We start from the raw sequence: 23,311 nt of genomic DNA, 5'->3' as shown, positions 1-23,311 counted from the left end.
GGGTTTACTGATTTCAATCAAAACCTGTATGGACATAAGGTGAATACTTTGTTACTTTAGCGCTACGAACTTGAAATTGGTAAGACCAATTGACTCCGGGCTAATGGCAGAGACAGGGAACAATGGCCTACAGCAAAATCCGCCAACCAAAACTATCCGATGTGATTGAGCAGCAGTTGGAGTTTTTGATCCTTGAGGGGACATTACGCCCCGGCGAAAAACTTCCACCTGAACGTGAACTGGCGAAACAGTTCGACGTTTCTCGCCCTTCGCTGCGTGAGGCTATCCAGCGCCTCGAAGCCAAAGGGCTCCTGCTTCGTCGCCAGGGCGGCGGGACTTTTGTTCAAAGCAGCCTATGGCAGAGCTTCAGCGACCCGCTGGTTGAGCTTCTGTCCGATCACCCTGAATCCCAATTTGATCTGCTTGAGACCCGTCACGCGCTTGAAGGTATCGCGGCTTATTACGCGGCACTGCGCAGCACTGATGAAGATCGCGTACGCATTCGCGAGCTGCATCAGGCCATCGAACGGGCTCAGCAGTCGGGCGACCTCGACGCTGAATCTGACGCCGTCGTCCAGTATCAAATTGCGGTCACCGAAGCCGCCCACAACGTAGTACTGCTGCATCTGCTACGGTGTATGGAGCCTATGCTGGCGCAAAACGTTCGTCAGAACTTTGAGTTGCTGTATGCCCGTCGGGAGATGCTCCCACTGGTCAGCGACCACCGTACAAGCATCTTTGAAGCGATCATGGCAGGCGAGCCCGAGCAGGCGCGTGAAGCGTCACACCGCCACCTGGCCTTCATCGAAGAGATTTTGCTGGATAGAAGCCGTGAACAGAGCCGCCGTGAGCGCTCGTTACGTCGTCTCCAGCAGCGAAAGGATTAATATTTTTTCCGGCAGTCGTTCGACCGGGAAATGTGGAAATGCGCCATTAGCGCGCGGCAACTAAACGCAGAACCTGTCTTATTGTGCTTTCCTACGAAAACACAATGGGACAGGTTCCAGACAAATCAACGTACTAGATAGATAAGGAATAACCCATGTCAGAACGTTTACTCAATGACGTGGATCCGATCGAAACTCGCGACTGGCAACAGGCGATCGAATCGGTCATCCGTGAAGAAGGTGTTGAGCGTGCTCAGTATCTTATCGACCAACTGCTTTCTGAAGCCCGCAAAGGTGGCGTTCAGGTAGCTGCGGGTGCAGGTGCTAGCGGTTACGTCAACACTATTGCCGTTGAAGATGAACCGGAATACCCGGGTAATCTGGAGCTGGAGCGTCGTATTCGTTCTGCTATCCGCTGGAACGCCATCATGACCGTGCTGCGTGCGTCTAAAAAAGACCTCGAGCTGGGCGGCCACATGGCTTCCTTCCAGTCTTCTGCGACCTTCTACGAAGTGTGCTTCAACCACTTCTTCCGTGCGCGCAACGAGCAGGATGGCGGCGATCTGGTTTACTTCCAGGGTCACATCTCTCCGGGCGTCTACGCACGTGCGTTCCTGGAAGGCCGTCTGACCGAAGAGCAGATGAACAACTTCCGTCAGGAAGTTCACGGTAAAGGTCTGTCTTCTTACCCGCACCCGAAACTGATGCCAACCTTCTGGCAGTTCCCGACCGTATCTATGGGTCTGGGTCCTATCGGTGCTATCTACCAGGCTAAATTCCTGAAATATCTGGAACACCGTGGTCTGAAAGACACCTCCAAACAAACCGTTTACGCCTTCCTGGGCGACGGCGAGATGGATGAGCCAGAATCTAAGGGTGCTATCACCATCGCGACCCGTGAAAAACTGGACAACCTGGTCTTCGTTATCAACTGTAACCTGCAGCGCCTTGATGGCCCGGTTACCGGTAATGGCAAAATCATTAACGAACTGGAAGGTATCTTCGCGGGTGCTGGCTGGAACGTTATCAAGGTTATCTGGGGCGGTCGTTGGGATGAGCTGCTGCGTAAAGACACCAGCGGTAAACTGATCCAGCTGATGAACGAAACCGTTGACGGCGACTACCAGACCTTCAAATCCAAAGACGGCGCTTACGTACGTGAGCACTTCTTCGGTAAATATCCAGAAACCGCAGCGCTGGTTGCCGACTGGACTGACGAGCAGATCTGGGCCCTGAACCGTGGTGGTCACGATCCGAAGAAAGTCTACGCTGCACTGAAAAAAGCGCAGGAAACCAAAGGCAAAGCAACCGTAATCCTCGCCCATACCATTAAAGGTTACGGCATGGGTGACACCGCTGAAGGTAAAAACATCGCTCACCAGGTTAAGAAAATGAACATGGACGGCGTGCGCTATATCCGCGACCGTTTCAACGTTCCTGTTACCGACGAGCAGGTTGAAAAACTGTCTTACATTACCTTCCCAGAAGGTTCTGAAGAACACACCTATCTGCACGCCCAGCGTGAAAAACTGCATGGCTACCTGCCAAGCCGTCAGCCTAACTTCGATGAGAAGCTGGAGCTGCCGACCCTGGAAGATTTCGGCCCGCTGCTGGAAGAGCAGAACAAAGAGATCTCTACCACTATCGCGTTCGTACGTGCTCTGAACGTGATGCTGAAGAACAAATCCATCAAAGACCGCCTCGTGCCGATCATCGCCGATGAAGCGCGTACCTTTGGTATGGAAGGTCTGTTCCGTCAGATTGGTATCTACAGCCCGAACGGTCAGCAGTACACCCCGCAGGACCGCGAGCAGGTTGCATACTACAAAGAAGACGAGAAAGGCCAGATTCTGCAGGAAGGTATCAACGAACTGGGTGCTGGCGCATCCTGGCTGGCGGCTGCGACCTCTTACAGCACCAACAACCTGCCGATGATTCCGTTCTACATCTACTACTCCATGTTCGGGTTCCAGCGTATCGGTGACCTGTGCTGGCAGGCTGGCGACCAGCAGGCTCGCGGCTTCCTGGTAGGTGGTACTTCCGGTCGTACGACGCTGAACGGTGAAGGTCTGCAGCACGAAGATGGTCACAGCCATATTCAGTCTCTGACTATCCCGAACTGTATCTCTTACGATCCATCTTACGCGTACGAAGTGGCGGTCATCATGCACGATGGTCTGGAGCGCATGTACGGTGAGAAACAAGAGAACGTTTACTACTACATCACCACGCTGAACGAAAACTACCACATGCCGGCGATGCCAGCAGGTGCCGAGGAAGGTATCCGTAAAGGTATCTACAAACTCGAAACCATCGAAGGTAGCAAAGGTAAAGTTCAGCTGCTGGGCTCCGGTTCTATCCTGCGTCACGTACGTGAAGCAGCGCAGATCCTGGCGAACGACTACGGCGTTGGCTCCGATGTGTACAGCGTAACTTCCTTCACTGAACTGGCTCGTGATGGTCAGGACTGTGAGCGTTGGAACATGCTGCACCCAATGGAAACCCCACGCGTGCCTTACATCGCTCAGGTGATGAACGACGCGCCAGCGGTAGCCTCCACCGACTATATGAAACTGTTTGCTGAGCAGGTTCGTACTTATGTACCGGCTGATGATTACCGCGTACTGGGTACCGACGGCTTTGGCCGCTCTGACAGCCGTGAAAACCTGCGTCACCACTTCGAAGTTGATGCTTCTTACGTGGTAGTAGCGGCACTGGGCGAACTGGCTAAACGTGGCGAAATCGATAAGAAAGTGGTTGCGGAAGCAATTACCAAATTCAACATCGATGCAGAAAAAGTTAACCCGCGTCTGGCGTAAGAGGTAAAAGAATAATGGCTATCGAAATCAATGTACCGGACATCGGGGCTGATGAAGTTGAAATCACCGAGATCCTGGTCAAAGTAGGCGACAAAGTTGAAGCTGAACAGTCGCTGATCACCGTAGAAGGCGATAAAGCCTCTATGGAAGTTCCGTCTCCTCAGGCTGGTATCGTTAAAGAGATCAAAGTCTCTGTTGGCGACAAAACTGAGACCGGCAAACTGATCATGATTTTCGATTCCGCCGACGGTGCAGCAGCTGCTGCACCTGCTAAGGCAGAAGAGAAGAAAGAAGCGGCTCCAGCGGCAGCACCTGCTGCTGCAGCGGCAAAAGACGTACACGTTCCAGACATCGGCGGTGACGAAGTTGAAGTGACCGAGATTCTGGTGAAAGTGGGCGACACCGTGACCGCTGAGCAGTCTCTGATTACCGTAGAAGGCGACAAAGCGTCTATGGAAGTTCCGGCACCGTTCGCGGGTACCGTGAAAGAGATCAAAGTGAACACCGGCGACAAAGTGTCTACCGGCTCCCTGATCATGGTCTTCGAAGTGGCGGGTGCCGCTCCAGCAGCCGCTCCGGCGCAGGCAGCAGCTCCAGCTGCGGCGGCTCCGGCAGCAGCAGCGGGCGCGAAAGACGTTCACGTTCCGGATATCGGCGGTGACGAAGTTGAAGTCACCGAAGTGATGGTGAAAGTGGGCGACAAAGTTGCCGCTGAGCAGTCACTGATCACCGTAGAAGGCGACAAAGCTTCTATGGAAGTTCCGGCTCCGTTCGCGGGTACCGTGAAAGAAATCAAAATCAGCACCGGCGACAAAGTGTCTACCGGCTCTCTGATTATGGTCTTCGAAGTGGAAGGCGCAGCACCTGCTGCTGCTCCGGCAGCCGCGGCGGCTCCAGCCCCTGCTGCTGCACCAGCTCAGGCTGCTAAACCAGCTGCCGCACCGGCTGCGAAGGCTGAAGGTAAAACCGAGTTCGCTGAGAACGACGCTTACGTTCACGCTACTCCGCTGATTCGTCGCCTGGCGCGCGAGTTCGGCGTTAATCTGGCGAAAGTGAAAGGTACGGGTCGTAAAGGCCGTATCCTGCGCGAAGACGTTCAGGCTTACGTGAAAGAAGCCGTTAAACGCGCTGAAGCTGCACCTGCGGCAGCCGCTGGCGGCGGTATCCCGGGCATGCTGCCTTGGCCGAAAGTCGACTTCAGCAAGTTTGGTGAAATCGAAGAAGTGGAACTGGGCCGTATCCAGAAAATCTCTGGTGCTAACCTGAGCCGTAACTGGGTGATGATCCCGCACGTTACTCACTTCGATAAGACCGATATCACCGATCTGGAAGCGTTCCGTAAACAGCAGAACGCCGAAGCTGAAAAACGTAAACTGGACGTGAAATTCACCCCAGTAGTCTTCATCATGAAAGCCGTTGCTGCTGCTCTGGAACAGATGCCGCGCTTCAACAGCTCTCTGTCTGAAGATGGTCAGCGCCTGACCCTGAAGAAATACATCAACATCGGTGTTGCGGTTGATACGCCAAATGGTCTGGTTGTTCCAGTCTTCAAAGACGTGAACAAGAAGAGCATTACCGAGCTGTCCCGTGAACTGACTGTGATCTCTAAGAAAGCGCGTGACGGTAAGCTGACCGCTGGCGAAATGCAGGGCGGTTGCTTCACCATCTCCAGCATCGGCGGCCTGGGTACTACCCACTTCGCGCCGATTGTTAACGCGCCGGAAGTGGCGATCCTCGGTGTCTCCAAGTCCTCTATGGAGCCAGTGTGGAACGGTAAAGAGTTTATGCCGCGTCTGATGATGCCAATTTCTCTTTCCTTCGACCACCGCGTGATCGACGGTGCTGATGGTGCGCGCTTTATCACCATCATCAACAACATGCTGTCCGACATTCGCCGTCTGGTGATGTAATAAAAAAGCCGGCCAGACGGCCGGCTTTTTTCTGATAACCTCAGGATGATTTGGGGTTATCAGCAACAAAGGACAAAATCGTTTGCCGTTTGTTGTTTAAAAATTGTTAACAATTTTGTAAAATACACGCGGATAGAACGTCCCGGTGGATGATGGGCGTAATAACTATAACGTCAGACCGCCGGATACAAATGATAGAGGTCATGATGAGTACTGAAATTAAAACTCAGGTCGTGGTACTTGGGGCAGGTCCTGCGGGCTACTCTGCTGCATTCCGTTGCGCTGATTTAGGTCTGGAAACCGTAATCGTAGAACGTTACAGCACCCTCGGTGGTGTTTGTCTGAACGTTGGCTGTATCCCTTCTAAAGCACTGCTGCACGTTGCAAAAGTTATCGAAGAAGCCAAATCGCTGGCTGAACACGGTATCGTCTTCGGCGAACCGAAAACCGATATCGACAAAATTCGTACCTGGAAAGAGAAAGTTATCACTCAGCTGACCGGTGGTCTGGCTGGTATGGCCAAAGGCCGTAAAGTGAAAGTGGTAAACGGTCTGGGTAAATTCACCGGGGCAAACACCCTGGAAGTGGAAGGCGAGAACGGTAAAACCGTAATCAACTTCGACAACGCTATCATCGCGGCGGGTTCCCGTCCGATTGAACTGCCATTCATTCCACATGAAGACCCACGCGTTTGGGACTCTACAGACGCACTGGAACTGAAAGAAGTGCCAAAACGCCTGCTGGTTATGGGCGGTGGCATCATCGGTCTGGAAATGGGTACCGTGTACCATGCGCTGGGTTCAGAGATTGACGTGGTTGAAATGTTCGACCAGGTTATCCCGGCTGCAGACAAAGACATCGTTAAAGTCTTCACCAAACGTATCAGCAAGAAATTCAACCTGATGCTGGAAACCAAAGTGACCGCCGTTGAAGCAAAAGCAGACGGTATCTATGTTTCCATGGAAGGCAAAAAAGCACCTGCTGAAGCACAGCGTTATGACGCCGTGCTGGTGGCTATCGGTCGCGTACCGAACGGTAAAAACCTCGACGCGGGCAAAGCTGGCGTAGAAGTTGACGACCGTGGCTTCATCCACGTCGACAAACAGCTGCGTACCAACGTGCCGCACATCTTTGCTATCGGCGATATCGTCGGTCAGCCAATGCTGGCGCACAAAGGTGTTCATGAAGGTCACGTTGCTGCTGAAGTTATCGCAGGCCAGAAACACTACTTCGATCCGAAAGTGATTCCATCCATCGCGTATACCGATCCGGAAGTTGCCTGGGTTGGTCTGACCGAGAAAGAAGCGAAAGAGAAAGGTATCAGCTATGAAACCGCCACCTTCCCGTGGGCTGCTTCTGGCCGTGCTATCGCTTCCGACTGCGCAGACGGTATGACCAAGCTGATCTTCGACAAAGAATCTCACCGTGTTATCGGTGGTGCGATTGTCGGCACCAACGGCGGCGAGCTGCTGGGTGAAATCGGTCTGGCTATCGAAATGGGCTGTGATGCTGAAGATATCGCGCTGACCATCCACGCTCACCCGACTCTGCACGAGTCTGTTGGCCTGGCAGCAGAAATCTTTGAAGGTAGCATTACCGACCTGCCGAACGCGAAAGCGAAGAAGAAGTAATCTTCTGACCCGTAACCCGGCCGAGCATAGCGACGCCGGGAAGCGCACGGTCCTCCCGGAGTCGGCTAACACCTCGTCCGGGCTACCATAGAAAAAAGCGGCTTAACGGCCGCTTTTTTTATGCTCTCTGCCAACGAGTTATGTCTAACCGTAGCAAAGATTACGAAGCGGGTTACAGTTTTCCGACGCTATCGCTATGTTTTCGGCACCTTCATCCTCTTCTCTCCCTTTAATCTCGAAACGTTCTGTTAACGCTTGCCGCAACTTGAATAATAATCACGATATAAACTGATAGCAGGCTAATAAATTGGAGTGTGAGACGATGAAAATGTTTCTGACGACGGCAGCCTTAGCTGCAACGCTGGTTTCTGGATTGGCTTTTGCGAGCGACGCAACGATCCCGTGGGCTGATAACAGCGGCGGTACCGAAAGTACGCATATCGCTGCGATGGGACAGAACCTGAACGCTGAGCATCAGCAGGTAACAAAAACGCAGGAAGGGGTGTGGGCCGATAACTCCGGCAGCATTAGCGCCGATGAAGCCGCGCTGACCAGCAGCAAACCGGCGGTGAAAGGCCACCCTGAACTGATGCCGCATCAGGGCTAAGTTAACGGTATCGTTGTTTGAAGAATACCCGGCTGCGTACAGACGCCGCCGGGCATTTTTTTACTCTGCAACCGCCTGCCAGCCCGTGCTGGCATCGGGATCAAAGTGGGTAATCGCCTGCGCTTTCTGTTCAGACTCAGCGCCCAAATTGGCTTCATAAACGCGATCGTTTTGATCAATCATAAAGCTCATCACGCCAGTTTGTCCCCATTCAACGGGCCAGGCGAGTAAGGCAACGTCGCCTTTATCGCCTTCAGGCAGAATGCGGAAATGGTAGCCATGATAGCCTTCCCCTGGTACCGCTGGGCTGAAGTTTGGCCCTAAGGGACTTGGCGTTTCTCCTGGCGCTATAGGCCAGTAAAGGCCATCTTTTTTCCCTTCGCTACTGATAATTTTCTGCGCCCAGGCATGGTTCAACTGGTAGTAGTCCTGCTGGGCATCCACGTAGGCGTGCATCGCCTCAATGGCTGACAGTTCGTTACGCCCGATGGCGCGCGTCAGAATTTCATCTTTCCCCGCGGCCATGTTGAATTCCCACCCATCGGCCTTTTTTTCCATTGGAATCGGTAATCGCCAACCGTCATTACCGACGTCCAGCCAGGCGGTATTACCTTGATTGACGATACGGTGATTAACCTGCCAATCGCGCAGGAAGCGATCAACGGCATCCTGATCGACGCCGTCGGGGGGTAAGAACTGCTGCCAGTTATCGCCGAGCAGGTTGTCGAGCTCAGCATCGTTTTTCTGCGTGACCGCGTTGACCAGCGCACTTGCGGCCTGGTCCGGGGTGGCGAAGGTTTGCTGCGCCAGCGCCATCAGTGGTGACATCGCCAGCGCCAGCAGCGCTATCTGTATCTGCTTTTTCATCACATTATCCTTTAGCGTCGACGGAACTCATGGTGCCCGGCAATACCGCCATTATGTTGCTCAGCGCTAAGGCCGGAAGCGTGGCGGCTCTGTAGCCCTCGAGACTGCTGCGCCTGCCATGATGGCGCGCGACTTTCGTTGCCGCTGAGCGCCGTGTTGCGCAGACCGCCGCCGTTGGCGCGCAGCGCGCTGTTCTGACCCATCATTCCAGCATTCAGATGCGGTGTCTGGCCGTTTAACCGTTCATGCGTTTGCAGATTCTGATGCTGGGTCGCATTCAACTGCGGATGCGACTGTTGAATATGCTGCTGTGCTGCGGCGCGCTGCGAAACCGTATGGCTCGGCGTTCGGCTGGTTGGGGCGTCGTAGCCGCGGAAGTTATTCCGCTGCGCGGCCTGATTCCACTGCTGTGTTGCCGCGTTACGCTGGGCATCACGGGAGCCCAGCCCGGCTGGGCTGGCATTGCCGCTACCAATATGCGTGCGCTGCTGTAGCTGCGACATCGCCGCCTGACGCTGACTGTCGCGGTTAGGCTGCGCGTGCTGAGTGGCGCTCAACCCGCCGACCGCTTCCGTTTGATGAGGTGCAAACGCGCCCGGCGTTTGATGCGTAGCGCTCAGGCCACCTGGCACGTTGGTCTGGTGGAACTGCTGCGCCACGTTGTTATTCGGGTACGGCGTGTTGCCGCGATACGCCGGGTTGTGCTGCCAGCCCATCGTCTGACCGCTGATATTCTGCCCGCTAATCTTGTTGAAGTTATTCACGTTAATGTTGATGTTATCGCCATTGTGCTGATAGCCCGATGGATGGCCGCCGTGATCGTCATGATGGTCATCGTCATGATGATGATGGTCGTCATCATCCCAATCGATGTTGCTGAAAATCGCATAGGTGGTTGCTACCCCAAGGCTATAGCCGAAACCGCGTACAAAGCTGTCGGCAAACTGCTGCCCCGGAGGTGGCGGCAGATAGACCGGCGGCGCGGAGGTATAAGGCCAACTGCTGCCGTAAACCACCGTCGGGTTGTAGTTCGGCACGTATACCACCTGCGGGTTGCTCGGTTCAATCTTGATAACCGTCGGCTCGCTGTTGGTGGAATGGGGGGACGTCGAGGAGGCCACGCGTTTGGCGGTGGTGACCGTTTGCTGCGGCGTCGATTTCAGCGAGCCGGTTTGCTGGGCGAGCTGGCGTAGTTTCTGTACTGCATCCATGACGTCCTGTGGCTGCGCCAGGAACGCGTTACCGAGGTTGGTCACCCACTGCGGATCTTCACCCATCATGCCCGTCAGCTGCGGGAAGGCGACCAGCGACTTCACGCTGGCATCCCACGGTTGATTAGCCACAGCTTTTACCGCCGCATCGCCCTGCTGGCCGGGATGGTCTTTCGACCACTGCACCGCCTGCGTCACGCTATCCGGATAGGTTGAGGCCATCAGCACCTGCGACAGCAGCGAGTCTGGGTAGAGTGCGATAGGGGCTACCCACTGCGTGATTTGTGCGGTGGTGTAGGTGACCGGGGCAGGGGCCGCTTCAGGTGCTGTTACCGCCATCGCAGGCGGCGCGTCGGGCGCGACGGGCTCCCGGCTTTTGACGTACAGCGTGCCGGCGGCCGCAAGTAACCCGGCGCTGCAGATAAGCGCAATATAGTGGGGCTTAAAGGGCAAAGTCATGGTGGTTCTCCAGGGAACTACACAGTGCGTAACAGAGGAGTCGGATATGCCGCGAGTATAATGAGGCCGTTGTTTATTTTTTGATTAAAGCAGGGATTTTTGCGGTGAGTAGGGAAATCTGACAAGAGTTTACACTGTCAAAGAGCGGGCAAAATAATCGCGCCTCGACGTCAGCATCGCCCGTTTTTCATCCTCTTAGATGTCATACTTTCATAACAAAATGTTTAATACCCCGGCGCTTCGATGGTTTTTTTTCATCGTAAAACGGCTTTTTTTAATCTGTTATATCAACATTAACGATTCAGCAAATATTTAATGTTGCTTTTTTGTAAACAGATTAACACCCTTCTGAAATCCTGCTATGCTGGCCTCGCGGTACCGGGCTTTTACCCTACAAACTGCTGTCTCACAGGAGCGTGAAGAGATCGCCGACCGCATATGACAATGAGAGCGAGGAGATACCGTCGTGCTAAAAGAATACCGTGAGCACGTAGCTGAGCGTGCCGCCGAAGGGATTGTTGCCAAACCCTTAGATGCAACCCAAATGGCCGCGCTGGTTGAGCTGCTGAAGAATCCGCCTGCTGGCGAAGAAGAATTCCTGTTAGACCTGTTAACTAACCGTGTACCGCCGGGCGTTGATGAAGCCGCCTACGTTAAAGCGGGTTTCCTCGCCGCTGTCGCGAAAGGCGAAGCCACTTCCCCACTGGTTACCCCAGAAAAAGCCATCGAATTGTTAGGCACCATGCAGGGTGGTTACAACATCCATCCGCTGATTGATGCCCTGGACGATGCGAAGCTGGCACCGATTGCTGCCAAAGCACTGTCTCACACTCTGCTGATGTTCGATAACTTCTACGACGTAGAAGAGAAAGCCAAAGCGGGCAACGCCTACGCTAAGCAGGTTGTTCAGTCCTGGGCCGATGCCGAATGGTTCCTGAGCCGTCCTGCGCTGGCAGATAAAATCACCGTTACCGTGTTCAAAGTGACCGGTGAAACCAACACCGATGACCTGTCTCCGGCACCGGATGCCTGGTCCCGCCCGGATATTCCTCTACACGCTCTGGCGATGCTGAAAAACGCCCGCGAAGGCATTGACCCGGATCAGCCGGGTGCCGTTGGCCCGATCAAACAGATCGAAGCACTGCAGCAGAAAGGTTTCCCGCTGGCCTACGTGGGCGACGTTGTGGGTACCGGTTCTTCCCGTAAATCAGCGACCAACTCCGTGCTGTGGTTCATGGGTGACGATATCCCTCATGTACCGAACAAACGCGGCGGCGGCCTGTGCCTTGGCGGCAAAATTGCACCTATCTTCTTCAACACCATGGAAGATGCGGGCGCGCTGCCAATTGAAGTCGATGTTTCCAATCTGAACATGGGCGACGTCATTGACGTATACCCGTTCAAAGGCGAAGTGCGTAACCACGAAACCGACGAACTGCTGGCAACCTTCGAGCTGAAAACCGACGTGCTGATCGACGAAGTACGTGCCGGTGGCCGTATTCCGCTGATCATCGGCCGTGGCCTGACCACCAAAGCGCGTGAAGCGCTGGGCCTGCCGCACAGCGATGTATTCCGTCAGGCGAAAGACGTGGCGGAAAGCAGCCGCGGCTTCTCTCTGGCACAGAAAATGGTTGGCCGCGCCTGTGGCGTGAAAGGTATTCGTCCAGGCGCGTACTGCGAACCGAAGATGACCTCCGTCGGTTCTCAGGATACCACCGGCCCAATGACCCGCGATGAACTGAAAGACCTGGCGTGCCTGGGCTTCTCTTCTGACCTGGTGATGCAGTCCTTCTGTCACACTGCCGCCTATCCTAAGCCGGTCGACGTGACCACGCACCACACGCTGCCAGACTTCATCATGAACCGTGGCGGTGTCTCCCTGCGTCCGGGCGACGGCGTTATCCACTCCTGGCTGAACCGTATGCTGCTGCCAGATACCGTGGGTACCGGCGGTGACTCCCATACCCGTTTCCCAATCGGTATCTCCTTCCCGGCGGGCTCTGGTCTGGTGGCGTTTGCTGCGGCGACCGGCGTGATGCCGCTGGATATGCCGGAATCTGTACTGGTGCGCTTCAAAGGCAAAATGCAGCCGGGTATCACACTGCGTGACCTGGTTCATGCGATCCCGCTGTATGCAATTCGCCAGGGCCTGCTGACCGTTGAGAAGAAAGGTAAGAAAAACATCTTCTCTGGCCGCATCCTGGAAATCGAAGGTCTGCCGGATCTGAAAGTTGAGCAGGCGTTCGAGCTGACCGATGCTTCCGCAGAGCGTTCTGCTGCGGGCTGTACCATCAAGCTGAACAAAGAGCCAATCGTTGAGTACCTGACCTCCAACATCGTTCTGCTGAAGTGGATGATCGCGGAAGGCTACGGCGATCGCCGTACGCTGGAACGTCGTGTTCAGGGCATGGAAAAATGGCTGGCGAACCCTGAACTGCTGGAAGCTGACGCTGACGCAGAGTACGCGGCGGTGATCGACATCGATCTGGCTGACATTAAAGAGCCAATCCTGTGTGCGCCAAACGATCCGGACGACGCGCGTCTGCTGTCTGACGTACAGGGCGAGAAGATTGACGAAGTATTTATCGGCTCCTGCATGACCAACATCGGCCACTTCCGTGCTGCCGGTAAGCTGCTGGATAACCATAAAGGCCAGCTGCCGACCCGCCTGTGGGTGGCTCCGCCAACCCGTATGGACGCAGCTCAGCTGACCGAAGAAGGTTACTACAGCGTGTTCGGTAAGAGCGGTGCGCGTATTGAGATCCCTGGCTGCTCCCTGTGTATGGGTAACCAGGCGCGCGTAGCTGACGGTGCGACGGTCGTTTCGACCTCTACCCGTAACTTCCCGAACCGTTTAGGTACCGGCGCGAACGTCTTCCTGGCCTCTGCGGAGCTGGCGGCAGTTTCGGCGCTGATCGGCAAGCTGCCAACCCCGGAAGAGTACCAGACCTTCGTGGCTCAGGTTGATAAGACGGCGGTGGACACCTACCGTTACCTGAACTTCGACCAGCTCTCTCAGTACACTGAGAAAGCCGACGGCGTTATCTTCCAGACCGCAGTATAAGAACGTAGACCGGACGAGATGCGTTAGCATCGACTCCGGGAAATTCCCGGCGGCGCTACGCTTGGCCGGGCTACTAAAAAGGCGAGAGTTTGAACTCTCGCCTTTTTTATATTAAAGCACGGCTTGATATTGATGCTATGCCGAACATTACTTAAACTTAATCAATTGAAAGATAAGCTTATTATGTTGCTGCTTTTTCTTGAATAATATATCTCGCCATTACATTCAATATTTATATTATTTAATGTTCACTGGTTATTATTTGTTGATGTTGGGGTTTGTACTGATGCCAGATAATTAAATGTGTTCGGTTTATTATTGAAAATTCGCATAGCTGGATTCTGGTTTCCAATTTCGGAGTGATGGTATCCACCACAGTGCTGCTGTTCGCATGGTATGCCATCATGATCGCCATCCATCCGAGGGTCCGGACAGTTATTCAATACCCACTGGGCTTCCTCGCAGTTCGCCATTTCACTACAGTAATGGCGACCGTTGCATTCATAAGCGTATGAATATGTGCTTAAAAAAGTAGATAAAATAATTATTGTTTTGACGGTTTTTTTCATTTTATTTTCATTCCTTTGGTGAAATAGAATGTTTATATAATCACATGAGTATGATAGCTGTAAAATTATTAATTAATGGCTACGTGTAAGTAATTTACATGGCGAATGATGTGCGCCATTTATATTAATTTGTTGATTGGTTAATATATTCAGCGTGCGATCGTCGATGACAAACGGTCTATTAGACATTCTTCTGACATCGCCTCATCGACGTGGTGATACTCTGGGCGGTTACGGCGATGTTTTTTTCCCACTCTGCGGGCTATCGTACTGCTTTTATCCTCTCCAACTGCGATAATTACCTATAGGTACAATGCAGCGGTGACGCATTGCCTTTGTAGAGGAACAGATTATGGATTATGAATTTCTGCGTGACGTTACCGGAGGGGTAAAAGTACGTATGTCGATGGGCCACGAAGTGGTCGGTCACTGGTTTAATGAAGAGGTCAAAGACAACCTCACGCTACTGGACGAAGTGGAACAGGCTGCACGTACCGTCAAAGGCAGCGAACGCTCATGGCAGCGCGCGGGGCATGAATATACCCTGTGGTTGGACGGCGAAGAAGTGATGGTTCGCGCCAATCAGCTGGAGATTTCCGGCGATGAGATGGAAGAGGGGATGAGCTACTACGATGAAGAGAGCTTGTCACTGTGCGGCGTTGAGGACTTTTTACAGGTCGTTGCCGCCTATCGCGAGTTTATCAAGCAGCGCTAACGGATGCGGAGCCTGTGGGCTCCGCGACGCGCATTATTTCACGTAGGCCAGCAGGCTCAGAGAGTCGCGAGCCAGTGCTTTGCACTTCTTCGAGGTAGGAATGCCGATGCCGCTGAGATCGCGGTAGCTGTCTTCACCTAGCGCCTTCATGTTAAAGGTGTCGTAGTTGCTGAGATCCCACTGATTTTGCTGGGCAAAAAAGACTAATGCGCGACGAATTTGCGTGTTCGGTAGATTCTGGTAACCACAGTCGTTTTTCAGGAAGACAAATACCGCCGTGAGATCGGCCATATCTTCTGCTTCAGACTCGCTTAAAGCATAACTGGAACTGGACATCGCCAGCAGCGATCCAAGCAGTACCGTTCGGAAAAACGTCTTCATTTCTTCTACCTTACATCGTCGATATTCAACGTTAACATACTTCCAGAAGCGGCGGGAGGCTTTCTTAAAGCTTTCTGCTTGACCTTCCCGCAGGGGTAGGGTTTAAGCTCAATTAATCACCAGAAGCCGAAAAGGATGTAACGATGCATCGTCGTGATTTTATCAAACTCAGCGCCGCTATCGGCGTTGCCAGCGCCTTGCCTCTGTGGAGCCGTGCGGTATTCGCCGCCGAGCGCACCATGCTTCCCATTCCTCCCCTGCTTGCCGCCGATGCGAATAATCAGATCTTGCTGACCGTTCAGGCCGGAAAGACGCAATTTGCGGGAAAAACCGCGACAACCTGGGGCTACAACGGCAGCCTGTTAGGGCCGGCTATTCAGCTGCAACAGGGTAAACCCATTACGGTGAAAATTAACAACACCCTGCCGGAAGAGACCACCGTGCACTGGCACGGACTGGAAGTGCCGGGTGAGGTGGACGGCGGTCCTCAAGGGGTTATCCAACCTGGCGGCAGTCGGACCGTCACGTTTACGCCAACCCAGCGTGCGGCAACCTGCTGGTTCCACCCGCATCAGCACGGCAAAACCGGGCATCAGGTGGCGATGGGGCTGGCGGGCCTTGTGCTCATCGAAGATGTAGATAGCCAGAAACTGATGCTGCCTAAACAGTGGGGTATCGACGATGTGCCGGTGATTATGCAGGACAAAAAATTTACCGCCGCCGGTGAGATTGACTATCAGCTGGACGTAATGAGCGCCGCGGTGGGCTGGTTTGGCGATACGCTGCTGACCAACGGCGTGACCTACCCGCAGCATACGCCGCCACGGGGCTGGCTGCGCCTGCGTTTGCTGAACGGCTGTAATGCACGCTCACTGACCATTGCGACCAGCGATAAGCGCCCGATGTATGTGGTTGCCAGCGATGGCGGACTGCTGGCCGAGCCGGTGAAAGTCAGTGAGCTGCCGATGCTGATGGGCGAACGTTTTGAAGTGCTGGTGGATGCCCGCGATGGCAAACCGTTCGATATCCTGACCCTTCCTGTGACACAGATGGGCATGGCCGTCGCGCCGTTCGATAAGGCGGTGCCGGTCCTGCACGTTCAGCCTATCGGCATTCCGGGGTCAGCAACGCTGCCGGATACACTCGTAGCCGTGCCTGCACTGCCGTCGCTGGATGGGCTGACTGAACGCAAGCTCCAGCTCTCAATGGACCCGATGCTCGACATGATGGGCATGCAGGCGCTGATGCAGAAGTACGGAAATCAGGCGATGGGCGGCATGGATCACGGCGGCATGATGGGCCACGGTGGGATGAAAATGGACCACGGCGGAATGGGTAATATGCACCACGGCGACGGTGGGTTCGACTTCCACAACGCGAACCGTATCAACGGCAAAGCGTTTGATATGAACGTGCCGATGTTTGCCGCGGCTAAAGGGCAGTACGAGCGTTGGGTGATTTCCGGCGAGGGCGACATGATGCTGCACCCGTTCCACATTCATGGCACCCAGTTCCGCATCCTGCGCGAGAACGGTCAGCCACCGGCGGCGCATCGCGCAGGCTGGAAAGACACCGTTCGTGTTGAGGGCGGCGTCAGCGAGGTACTGGTGAAGTTTGACCACAGCGCGCCGAAAGAGCAGGCCTATATGGCGCACTGCCACCTGCTGGAGCATGAAGATACCGGCATGATGCTCGGCTTTACCGTTTAACGTGCCACCGGATAGCGGCCTCGCTATCCGGTAACCCTCTGGGGTAGATACAGATTTCAGCCATATCATTCAGCGAACTTCTCGCTATACTCCGGTGGTTAACGATTAATCACGAGGTAAGAATGGCTATCTTTGGTAAGGCTCTGGCAGCCTCTTTTGTCATGCTGGTGGCGGTATCGGCGCACGCTGACATGAAGATGGAACGCAAAGACATCCCTGAATTAAAGCTGAGCATCGAGATCCCGCAGACGCTCACACCAATGCCTGAAGACATGGCTAAAATCAAATACCCTTCTGAAAACCGCCCGCAGGTGATCTACGGCGATGAACGCGGTAAAGCGTCTTTAGGCCTTAGTAACGGTCGCCATGCGCTGCCCGCAGACAAGCTCGACGTGGCAAAGGATGCGACGCTGAACATGCTGAAAAACTTCAAACCGCAGGCGGAAGCCGTGACGGTGGACGGGCATAAGGCGTGGTTGATTACCTTCCGCTCTCAGGCGGCGGATACTGATATCCTGAATATGCTGCTGGTGACGTCAGAAAACGATAAAGCCGTGCAGGCCGCGTTTAACATGACAAAAGATTTGGAAGGGCAATATAAGGATGTGGCCAGGGTTTCACTGCTGTCGATTAAGTTTGATAAGTAAATCGGCCGGGCCACAATATTCGTAGCCCGGGCGAGGCGTATACGCCGACCCCGGGGTCGGCGCTAACGCTTACTTCGCGTCGTCAGGTAACGCATAGGCGACGATATAATCACCCATCTTCGTACCAAACGAACCGTGACCGCCTGCGGAAATGACCACGTACTGCTTGCCATTAACCTCATAGGTCATCGGCGTTGCCTGACCACCTGCTGGCAGACGACCCTGCCACAGTTTCTCACCGTTGCTCATGTTGTATGCGCGCAGGTAGTTATCGGCGGTTGCCGCGATAAACAGCACGTTACCCGCCGTGGAGATTGGGCCACCCAGCATCGGCATACCCATGTTGAACGGCAGCGGAACCGGCATTGGGAACGGCAGGCTATCCTGCGGCGTACCCAGACGTTTTTTCCATACCACTTCGTTGGTTTTCAGATCCAGCGCGGAGATATAACCCCAGGCTGGCTGTTTGCATGGCAGACCAAACGGTGACAGGAACGCGTTCAGCGTTACGCCAAACTGCACGCCGTACTGCGGCTGAATGCCGGACTCGGTACCGCTGGACTTCGCGTCTTTCGGCGGCTCCATTGGGTTGCCAGGTCCGCGTGGAATCAGCTTCGATACAAACGGCAGCGCCATTGGGTTAGCAATCGCCACCTGACGGTTAGGGTCGACGGAGATACCGCCCCACTCGAACATCCCCAGGTTACCCGGGAACACCAGCGTGCCCTGCTCGGACGGCGGGGTGAAAATGCCGTCATAGCGCAGTTTGTGGAACATCACGCGGCACACCAGCTGGTCGAACATGGTGGCGCCCCACATATCCGCACCGGTCAGATCTTTCTTCGGACGGAAGCTCAGATCGGAGAACGGCTGGGTTTTGGTGACGTAGTCGCCTTTGGCCGCGCCCTGTGGAACCGGTTTTTCCGGTGCCGGAACGACCAGCTCGCCGTTACGGCGGTCGAGCACGAAGATGTTACCGGTTTTCGCTGGCGCGTAGATAACCGGCACCGTTTTACCGTCAACGGAGATGTCTGCCAGCGTTGGCTGGGACGGCATATCCATATCCCACAGATCGTGGTGAACGGTCTGGTAGCTCCAGGCAAGCTTACCGGTGGTCGCATTCAGCGCCACAATCGAGCTCGCGTAGCGTTCCTGCTCTGGCGTACGGTTGCCACCCCAGATATCTGGCGTGGTGACGCCCATTGGCAGATACACCAGATCCAGCTTCGCATCATAGGCTGCTGGAGCCCAGGAGTTCGGCGAGTTGAAGGTGTAGTGCTGGCCTTCGCCTGGAATCGCATTCGGGTCTTTCGCGCCCGGGTCAAAGGCCCACAGCAGTTTGCCGCTGTTAACGTCAAAGCCGCGGATAACGCCAGATGGCTCACGGGTGGAGAAGTTATCGGTGACCGCACCGGCAATCACGATAACTTTATCGGTGATAATCGGTGGTGAAGTAGGTTCGTACATACCCGGTGTGGTGACCGGCATGTCGGTTTGCAGGTTGAGAATGCCTTTGTTGGCAAAGCTTTCACACAGCTTACCGGTGTCGGCGTTGAGGGCAAAGATACGGCCATCGTTCACCGGCAGGATAATACGGCGCGGACAGTCGGCAACCACGTCAGGGGATGCGTTCGCAGCGGTCGCTTCATGGTAAGACACGCCACGGCAGGTCACGTGCTGGAAGCTTGGGTCGGTGCCGAGCTGCGGGTCAAAGTGCCATTTCTCTTTACCGGTTGCCGCGTCCAGGGCAAACACGCGCTGGTGGGCGGTGCAGAGGTAGAGCATATTGCCAATCTTGATAGGGGTGACTTCGTTAGTGATTTCACCCGGATCGTTTGGCTGCTTCAGGTCGCCGGTACGGAACACCCAGGCTTCCTTCAGATTATGCACGTTATCGGCGTTAATCTGCTTCAGCGGCGAGAAGCGCTGACCTTCCTGGTTGCGGCCATAGGCCGGCCAGTCTTGATCGGCAACCTGAGAGATTGGCTCTGCTGGCGTCGCATCTGCGCTCAGCGTGCCGTTCACTTCCTGCGGGTCATGGAAACCAGCCCAGGTCAGGATACCGGCGCTGATAACCAGCGCGACGACCAGCGCCGCGACGGCTCCGCTCGACGGTACCACCAGACGGCGCCAGACGAATGGCAAAATCAGCCAGACGCCGAAGATAACCAGTACGTCGCTACGCGGCGTAAGCGCCCAGAAGTCGAAGCCGACTTCCCACACGCCCCACACCATGGTTGCCAGCAGCAGTACGGCGTAAAGCCACAGCGCTGAACGCTTAGCGCGCCAAAGCTGTGCGGTAATGCCCAGCATCACCAGACCCGCGATAGGGTAATACCAGGAACCCCCAATCGCGACCAGCCATATGCCGCCAATCAATAGATATAAGCCGCAGAACGCCGCGAAGAGGGCAGTTAGCCTCCCGAGAAGTCCTGGACGTTGATGATTTGTTTCAGCCATAGAAGAGTGTCCATTTGTTTGTTAATTATTGCTTTCATTTCATTATAGGATTTAACAAGTGTGATCGAAATCACAAATTGAGCTTTATTATCGAATTAGCCGCATGAATCGTTTTGCTGGTATACTTTCTCGCTTGCTGATCAACCTCGTGACTCTGGGTTAACGGGTTGAGTGATTTACATTTAAAATCATGTGGTTAGTTAAATGAAACATACTGTTGAAGTGATGATCCCGGAAGCGGAGATCAAGGCGCGTATCGCTGAACTGGGTCGTCTGATTAACGAGCGTTATAAAGACAGCGGCAGCGAAATGGTGTTAGTCGGTCTGCTGCGCGGCTCGTTCATGTTCATGGCTGACCTGTGCCGTGAAGTACAGGTTCCGCACGAAGTCGATTTTATGACGGCATCCAGCTATGGCAGCGGTATGTCCACCACCCGCGACGTGAAAATCCTCAAAGATCTCGACGAAGATATTCGCGGTAAAGACGTGCTGATCGTCGAAGACATTATCGACTCCGGGAACACCCTGTCGAAAGTGCGTGAGATCCTGAGCCTGCGCGAGCCGAAGTCGCTGGCGATTTGTACGCTGCTGGATAAACCAACCCGTCGTGAAGTTGAAGTGCCGGTTGAGTTTGTCGGCTTCTCTATTCCGGACGAATTCGTCGTGGGTTACGGGATTGATTACGCTCAGCGTTACCGCCACCTGCCATACGTTGGCAAAGTGGTGCTGTTAGACGGGTAAGTTTGCAGGTAGCCCGGACGAGGCGGAACGCCGACTCCGGGACACACCCGGCTTCACTGCGTTCGGCCGGGCGACAAGGGATGATTTCCCTTATTTATGATTGATATGTTTTAACTTGAGGTTGGAAATCCCGTGGCGGTAACGCTGCTCGAGGGTTTCGCGGCTCGTGGCGGTCACATCAAGGTCGCGCAGCAGGCCGTCGTGAATACCGTACGCCCAACCGTGAATCGTCACCTTCTGCCCACGTTTCCATGCTGATTGCATAATCGTCGAATGGCCCAGGTTATACACTTGCTCCATGACGTTCAACTCGCATAGCGTATCCATGCGGCGCTCCGGCGGCATCTCGCCCAGCAATGAACTATGTTTGAACCAGATATCGCGAATGTGCAGCAGCCAGTTGTCGATTAACCCCAGCTCTGGATTTTCCACCGCCGCCTGTACGCCGCCGCAGCCGTAGTGGCCACAGATAATAATGTGTTCAACTTCCAGAACATCAACGGCATACTGCACCACGGAAAGGCAGTTAAGATCGGTGTGGATAACCAGGTTAGCGACGTTACGGTGGACGAACAGTTCGCCAGGCTCAAGCCCGGTCAGGCGCTCGGCGGGGACGCGGCTGTCAGAACATCCAATCCATAAAAAACGAGGTTTTTGCGCTTGCGACAGCGTCGCAAAAAAGCCGGGATCCTCTTCTCTCAGCATCTTTGACCATAGTGCATTGTTGCTGATGAGTGTATCTATGTCGTTCATGGAAGCGGTAACCCAGTAATTTTCGTTGGGTTAATATAGGGCAACTCCTGATTTATTAAAACCAAATATCAAGTATCAGAATGTAAGGTAAGCGAAAATCTATGACCATTGCACTGGAATTAGAGCAACTGACAAAGACCTATCCTGGCGGCGTACAGGCGCTGCGTGGGATCGATCTTAAAGTCGAAGCCGGTGATTTCTACGCGCTTCTGGGGCCGAACGGCGCGGGTAAATCCACCACCATCGGGATTATCAGCTCGCTGGTGAACAAAACCTCGGGACGCGTGAGCGTATTTGGTTATGACCTGCAAAAAGATGTGGTCAACGCCAAACGTCAGCTTGGGCTGGTACCGCAGGAGTTCAACTTCAACCCGTTTGAAACCGTGCAGCAAATCGTGGTGAACCAGGCGGGTTATTACGGCGTTGAGCATAAAGAAGCGGTCATCCGCAGCGAAAAATACCTGAAGCAGCTCGATCTGTGGGAAAAACGCAACGAACGTGCGCGGATGCTCTCCGGCGGGATGAAGCGTCGTCTGATGATTGCGCGTGCGCTGATGCATGAACCAAAGCTGTTGATTCTCGACGAACCTACCGCGGGCGTTGATATTGAACTACGTCGCTCCATGTGGGGATTCCTCAAGGATCTCAACGACAAAGGCACCACCATCATTCTGACCACCCACTATCTGGAAGAGGCAGAAATGCTGTGCCGCAATATCGGCATCATCCAGCGCGGTGAACTGGTAGAGAACACCTCGATGAAGGAGCTGCTATCCAAGCTGAAGTCAGAAACCTTTATTCTCGATCTGGCGCCGAAAAGCCCGCTGCCGAAGCTCGAAGGTTACAAGCACACGCTGGTGGATACCTCGACGCTGGAAGTTGAAGTGCTGCGTGAGCAGGGGATTAACAGCGTCTTTGCGCAGCTGAGCGCGCAGGGCATCCAGGTACTGAGTATGCGTAACAAAGCGAACCGCCTTGAAGAGCTGTTTGTCTCGCTGGTTCATGAAAAACAAGGAGATCGCGCATGATGCAGCTTTACTGGGTTGCGCTGAAAAGCATCTGGGCGAAAGAGATCCACCGCTTTATGCGTATCTGGATCCAGACGCTGGTACCACCCGTCATCACCATGACGCTGTACTTTATTATTTTCGGCAACCTGATCGGTTCCCGTATCGGTGAAATGCACGGCTTTACCTACATGCAGTTTATCGTGCCGGGTCTGATTATGATGGCGGTGATTACCAACGCCTATGCCAACGTGGCCTCGTCATTCTTCAGCGCGAAGTTCCAGCGCAACATTGAAGAGCTGCTGGTGGCACCGGTGCCAACGCACGTTATCATCGCCGGGTTTGTCGGCGGCGGCGTGGCACGTGGCCTATGCGTGGGGATTCTGGTCACGGCTATTTCGCTGTTCTTCGTGCCGTTCCAGGTTCACTCGTGGGTGTTTGTGGCGCTGACGCTGATCCTGACCGCTGTGCTGTTCTCGCTTGCTGGCCTGCTTAACGCGGTCTTCGCCAAAACCTTCGATGACATCAGCCTGATCCCAACCTTCGTGCTGACGCCGCTGACCTACCTCGGCGGGGTGTTCTATTCGCTGACGCTGCTGCCACCGTTCTGGCAGGGACTGTCGCACCTGAACCCGATCGTCTACATGATTAGCGGCTTCCGCTACGGCTTCCTCGGCATTAACGATGTCCCACTGGTGACGACATTTGGCGTGCTGGTGGTGTTCATCGCCGCGTTTTATCTGCTGTGCTGGTATCTCATCCAGCGTGGGCGCGGCCTGCGCAGCTAGCAGTGCTGTATTTCCCGGCAGGTAAACGCTGCCGGGAACCATTCTTTGACAGTCATCACCCCGCTTAATTGATTACTTAGCTAAAC

General features: G+C 54.4%; 18 protein-coding genes. 12 read left to right on the top strand and 6 right to left on the bottom strand.

Annotated elements, in window-relative coordinates; translation table 11 throughout:
* The first annotated feature begins 122 nt into the window (after positions 1–122).
* The 5 genes from pdhR (at position 123) to MY052_RS19835 (ending at position 7,854) form a co-directional block, all read left to right on the top strand.
* Positions 123–887, top strand: a complete 765-nt coding sequence (gene pdhR, locus MY052_RS19855; RefSeq protein WP_035893074.1) for a pyruvate dehydrogenase complex transcriptional repressor PdhR — start codon at positions 123–125, stop codon at positions 885–887.
* Positions 888–1,042: 155 nt separating this feature from the next.
* Entirely contained in the window at positions 1,043–3,706 is a 2,664-nt protein-coding gene (aceE, locus tag MY052_RS19850; protein WP_035893076.1) for a pyruvate dehydrogenase (acetyl-transferring), homodimeric type, read from the top strand.
* A 14-nt stretch (positions 3,707–3,720) separates the two neighbouring features.
* Entirely contained in the window at positions 3,721–5,616 is a 1,896-nt protein-coding gene (aceF, locus tag MY052_RS19845) for a pyruvate dehydrogenase complex dihydrolipoyllysine-residue acetyltransferase (RefSeq protein WP_115074870.1), read from the top strand.
* 206 nt (positions 5,617–5,822) lie between these two features.
* Positions 5,823–7,247: a dihydrolipoyl dehydrogenase gene (gene lpdA / locus MY052_RS19840; RefSeq protein ID WP_035897481.1), complete on the top strand. Its 1,425-nt coding sequence runs from the start codon at positions 5,823–5,825 to the stop codon at positions 7,245–7,247.
* A gap of 322 nt (positions 7,248–7,569) precedes the next feature.
* Entirely contained in the window at positions 7,570–7,854 is a 285-nt protein-coding gene (locus MY052_RS19835) for a hypothetical protein (protein ID WP_248537691.1), read from the top strand.
* Positions 7,855–7,914: 60 nt separating this feature from the next.
* On the opposite strand, the gene MY052_RS19830 is transcribed toward MY052_RS19835, so the two are convergent.
* Positions 7,915–8,721 (bottom strand): DUF2950 family protein, encoded by an 807-nt coding sequence (locus MY052_RS19830; RefSeq protein ID WP_202216477.1) that lies wholly within the window; start codon positions 8,719–8,721, stop codon positions 7,915–7,917.
* 11 nt (positions 8,722–8,732) lie between these two features.
* A complete protein-coding gene (locus tag MY052_RS19825) occupies positions 8,733–10,391 on the bottom strand; it encodes a DUF3300 domain-containing protein (RefSeq protein ID WP_248537690.1) in 1,659 nt (552 codons plus the stop codon).
* A 466-nt stretch (positions 10,392–10,857) separates the two neighbouring features.
* Between MY052_RS19825 and acnB the strand changes: the two genes are divergently transcribed.
* Complete coding sequence (acnB, locus tag MY052_RS19820) at positions 10,858–13,455, top strand: bifunctional aconitate hydratase 2/2-methylisocitrate dehydratase (protein WP_123650762.1); 2,598 nt, start codon at positions 10,858–10,860, stop codon at positions 13,453–13,455.
* 248 nt (positions 13,456–13,703) lie between these two features.
* Here acnB and MY052_RS19815 read toward each other — a convergent pair whose 3' ends face one another.
* A complete protein-coding gene (locus MY052_RS19815) occupies positions 13,704–14,024 on the bottom strand; it encodes an excalibur calcium-binding domain-containing protein (protein WP_202216475.1) in 321 nt (106 codons plus the stop codon).
* A 352-nt stretch (positions 14,025–14,376) separates the two neighbouring features.
* Here MY052_RS19815 and yacL point away from each other — a divergent pair, with 352 nt between their 5' ends.
* Complete coding sequence (gene yacL, locus MY052_RS19810; RefSeq protein WP_035891919.1) at positions 14,377–14,739, top strand: protein YacL; 363 nt, start codon at positions 14,377–14,379, stop codon at positions 14,737–14,739.
* A gap of 33 nt (positions 14,740–14,772) precedes the next feature.
* On the opposite strand, the gene MY052_RS19805 is transcribed toward yacL, so the two are convergent.
* Entirely contained in the window at positions 14,773–15,120 is a 348-nt protein-coding gene (locus MY052_RS19805) for a YacC family pilotin-like protein (RefSeq protein WP_035891920.1), read from the bottom strand.
* Between the two features lie 143 nt (positions 15,121–15,263).
* On the opposite strand from MY052_RS19805, the gene cueO reads away from it, so the two are divergent.
* Complete coding sequence (gene cueO, locus MY052_RS19800; RefSeq protein ID WP_248537689.1) at positions 15,264–16,829, top strand: multicopper oxidase CueO; 1,566 nt, start codon at positions 15,264–15,266, stop codon at positions 16,827–16,829.
* Between the two features lie 122 nt (positions 16,830–16,951).
* Complete coding sequence (locus MY052_RS19795) at positions 16,952–17,476, top strand: hypothetical protein (protein WP_248537688.1); 525 nt, start codon at positions 16,952–16,954, stop codon at positions 17,474–17,476.
* Between the two features lie 69 nt (positions 17,477–17,545).
* Here MY052_RS19795 and MY052_RS19790 read toward each other — a convergent pair whose 3' ends face one another.
* The gene (locus MY052_RS19790; RefSeq protein ID WP_248537687.1) at positions 17,546–19,936 is read right to left on the bottom strand and encodes a glucose/quinate/shikimate family membrane-bound PQQ-dependent dehydrogenase; all 2,391 of its coding nucleotides are present in this window, start codon (positions 19,934–19,936) and stop codon (positions 17,546–17,548) included.
* 204 nt (positions 19,937–20,140) lie between these two features.
* On the opposite strand from MY052_RS19790, the gene hpt reads away from it, so the two are divergent.
* Positions 20,141–20,677, top strand: a complete 537-nt coding sequence (hpt, locus tag MY052_RS19785) for a hypoxanthine phosphoribosyltransferase (protein WP_248537686.1) — start codon at positions 20,141–20,143, stop codon at positions 20,675–20,677.
* A gap of 90 nt (positions 20,678–20,767) precedes the next feature.
* On the opposite strand, the gene can is transcribed toward hpt, so the two are convergent.
* Positions 20,768–21,430, bottom strand: a complete 663-nt coding sequence (can, locus tag MY052_RS19780) for a carbonate dehydratase (protein WP_035891925.1) — start codon at positions 21,428–21,430, stop codon at positions 20,768–20,770.
* Between the two features lie 101 nt (positions 21,431–21,531).
* Here can and MY052_RS19775 point away from each other — a divergent pair, with 101 nt between their 5' ends.
* Together MY052_RS19775 and MY052_RS19770 are read left to right on the top strand one after the other, a co-directional pair.
* A complete protein-coding gene (locus tag MY052_RS19775) occupies positions 21,532–22,458 on the top strand; it encodes an ABC transporter ATP-binding protein (protein ID WP_035891926.1) in 927 nt (308 codons plus the stop codon).
* Positions 22,455–23,225: an ABC transporter permease gene (locus MY052_RS19770; protein WP_035891927.1), complete on the top strand. Its 771-nt coding sequence runs from the start codon at positions 22,455–22,457 to the stop codon at positions 23,223–23,225. The genes MY052_RS19775 and MY052_RS19770 overlap by 4 nt, the downstream gene beginning before the upstream one ends.
* Positions 23,226–23,311: the final 86 nt, after the last annotated feature.

The organism is Kluyvera ascorbata, assembly GCF_023195735.1.
In the GTDB taxonomy this organism is placed as follows: Bacteria; Pseudomonadota; Gammaproteobacteria; order Enterobacterales; family Enterobacteriaceae; genus Kluyvera; species Kluyvera ascorbata.
This window is presented reverse-complemented; position numbering and strand designations above follow the sequence as displayed.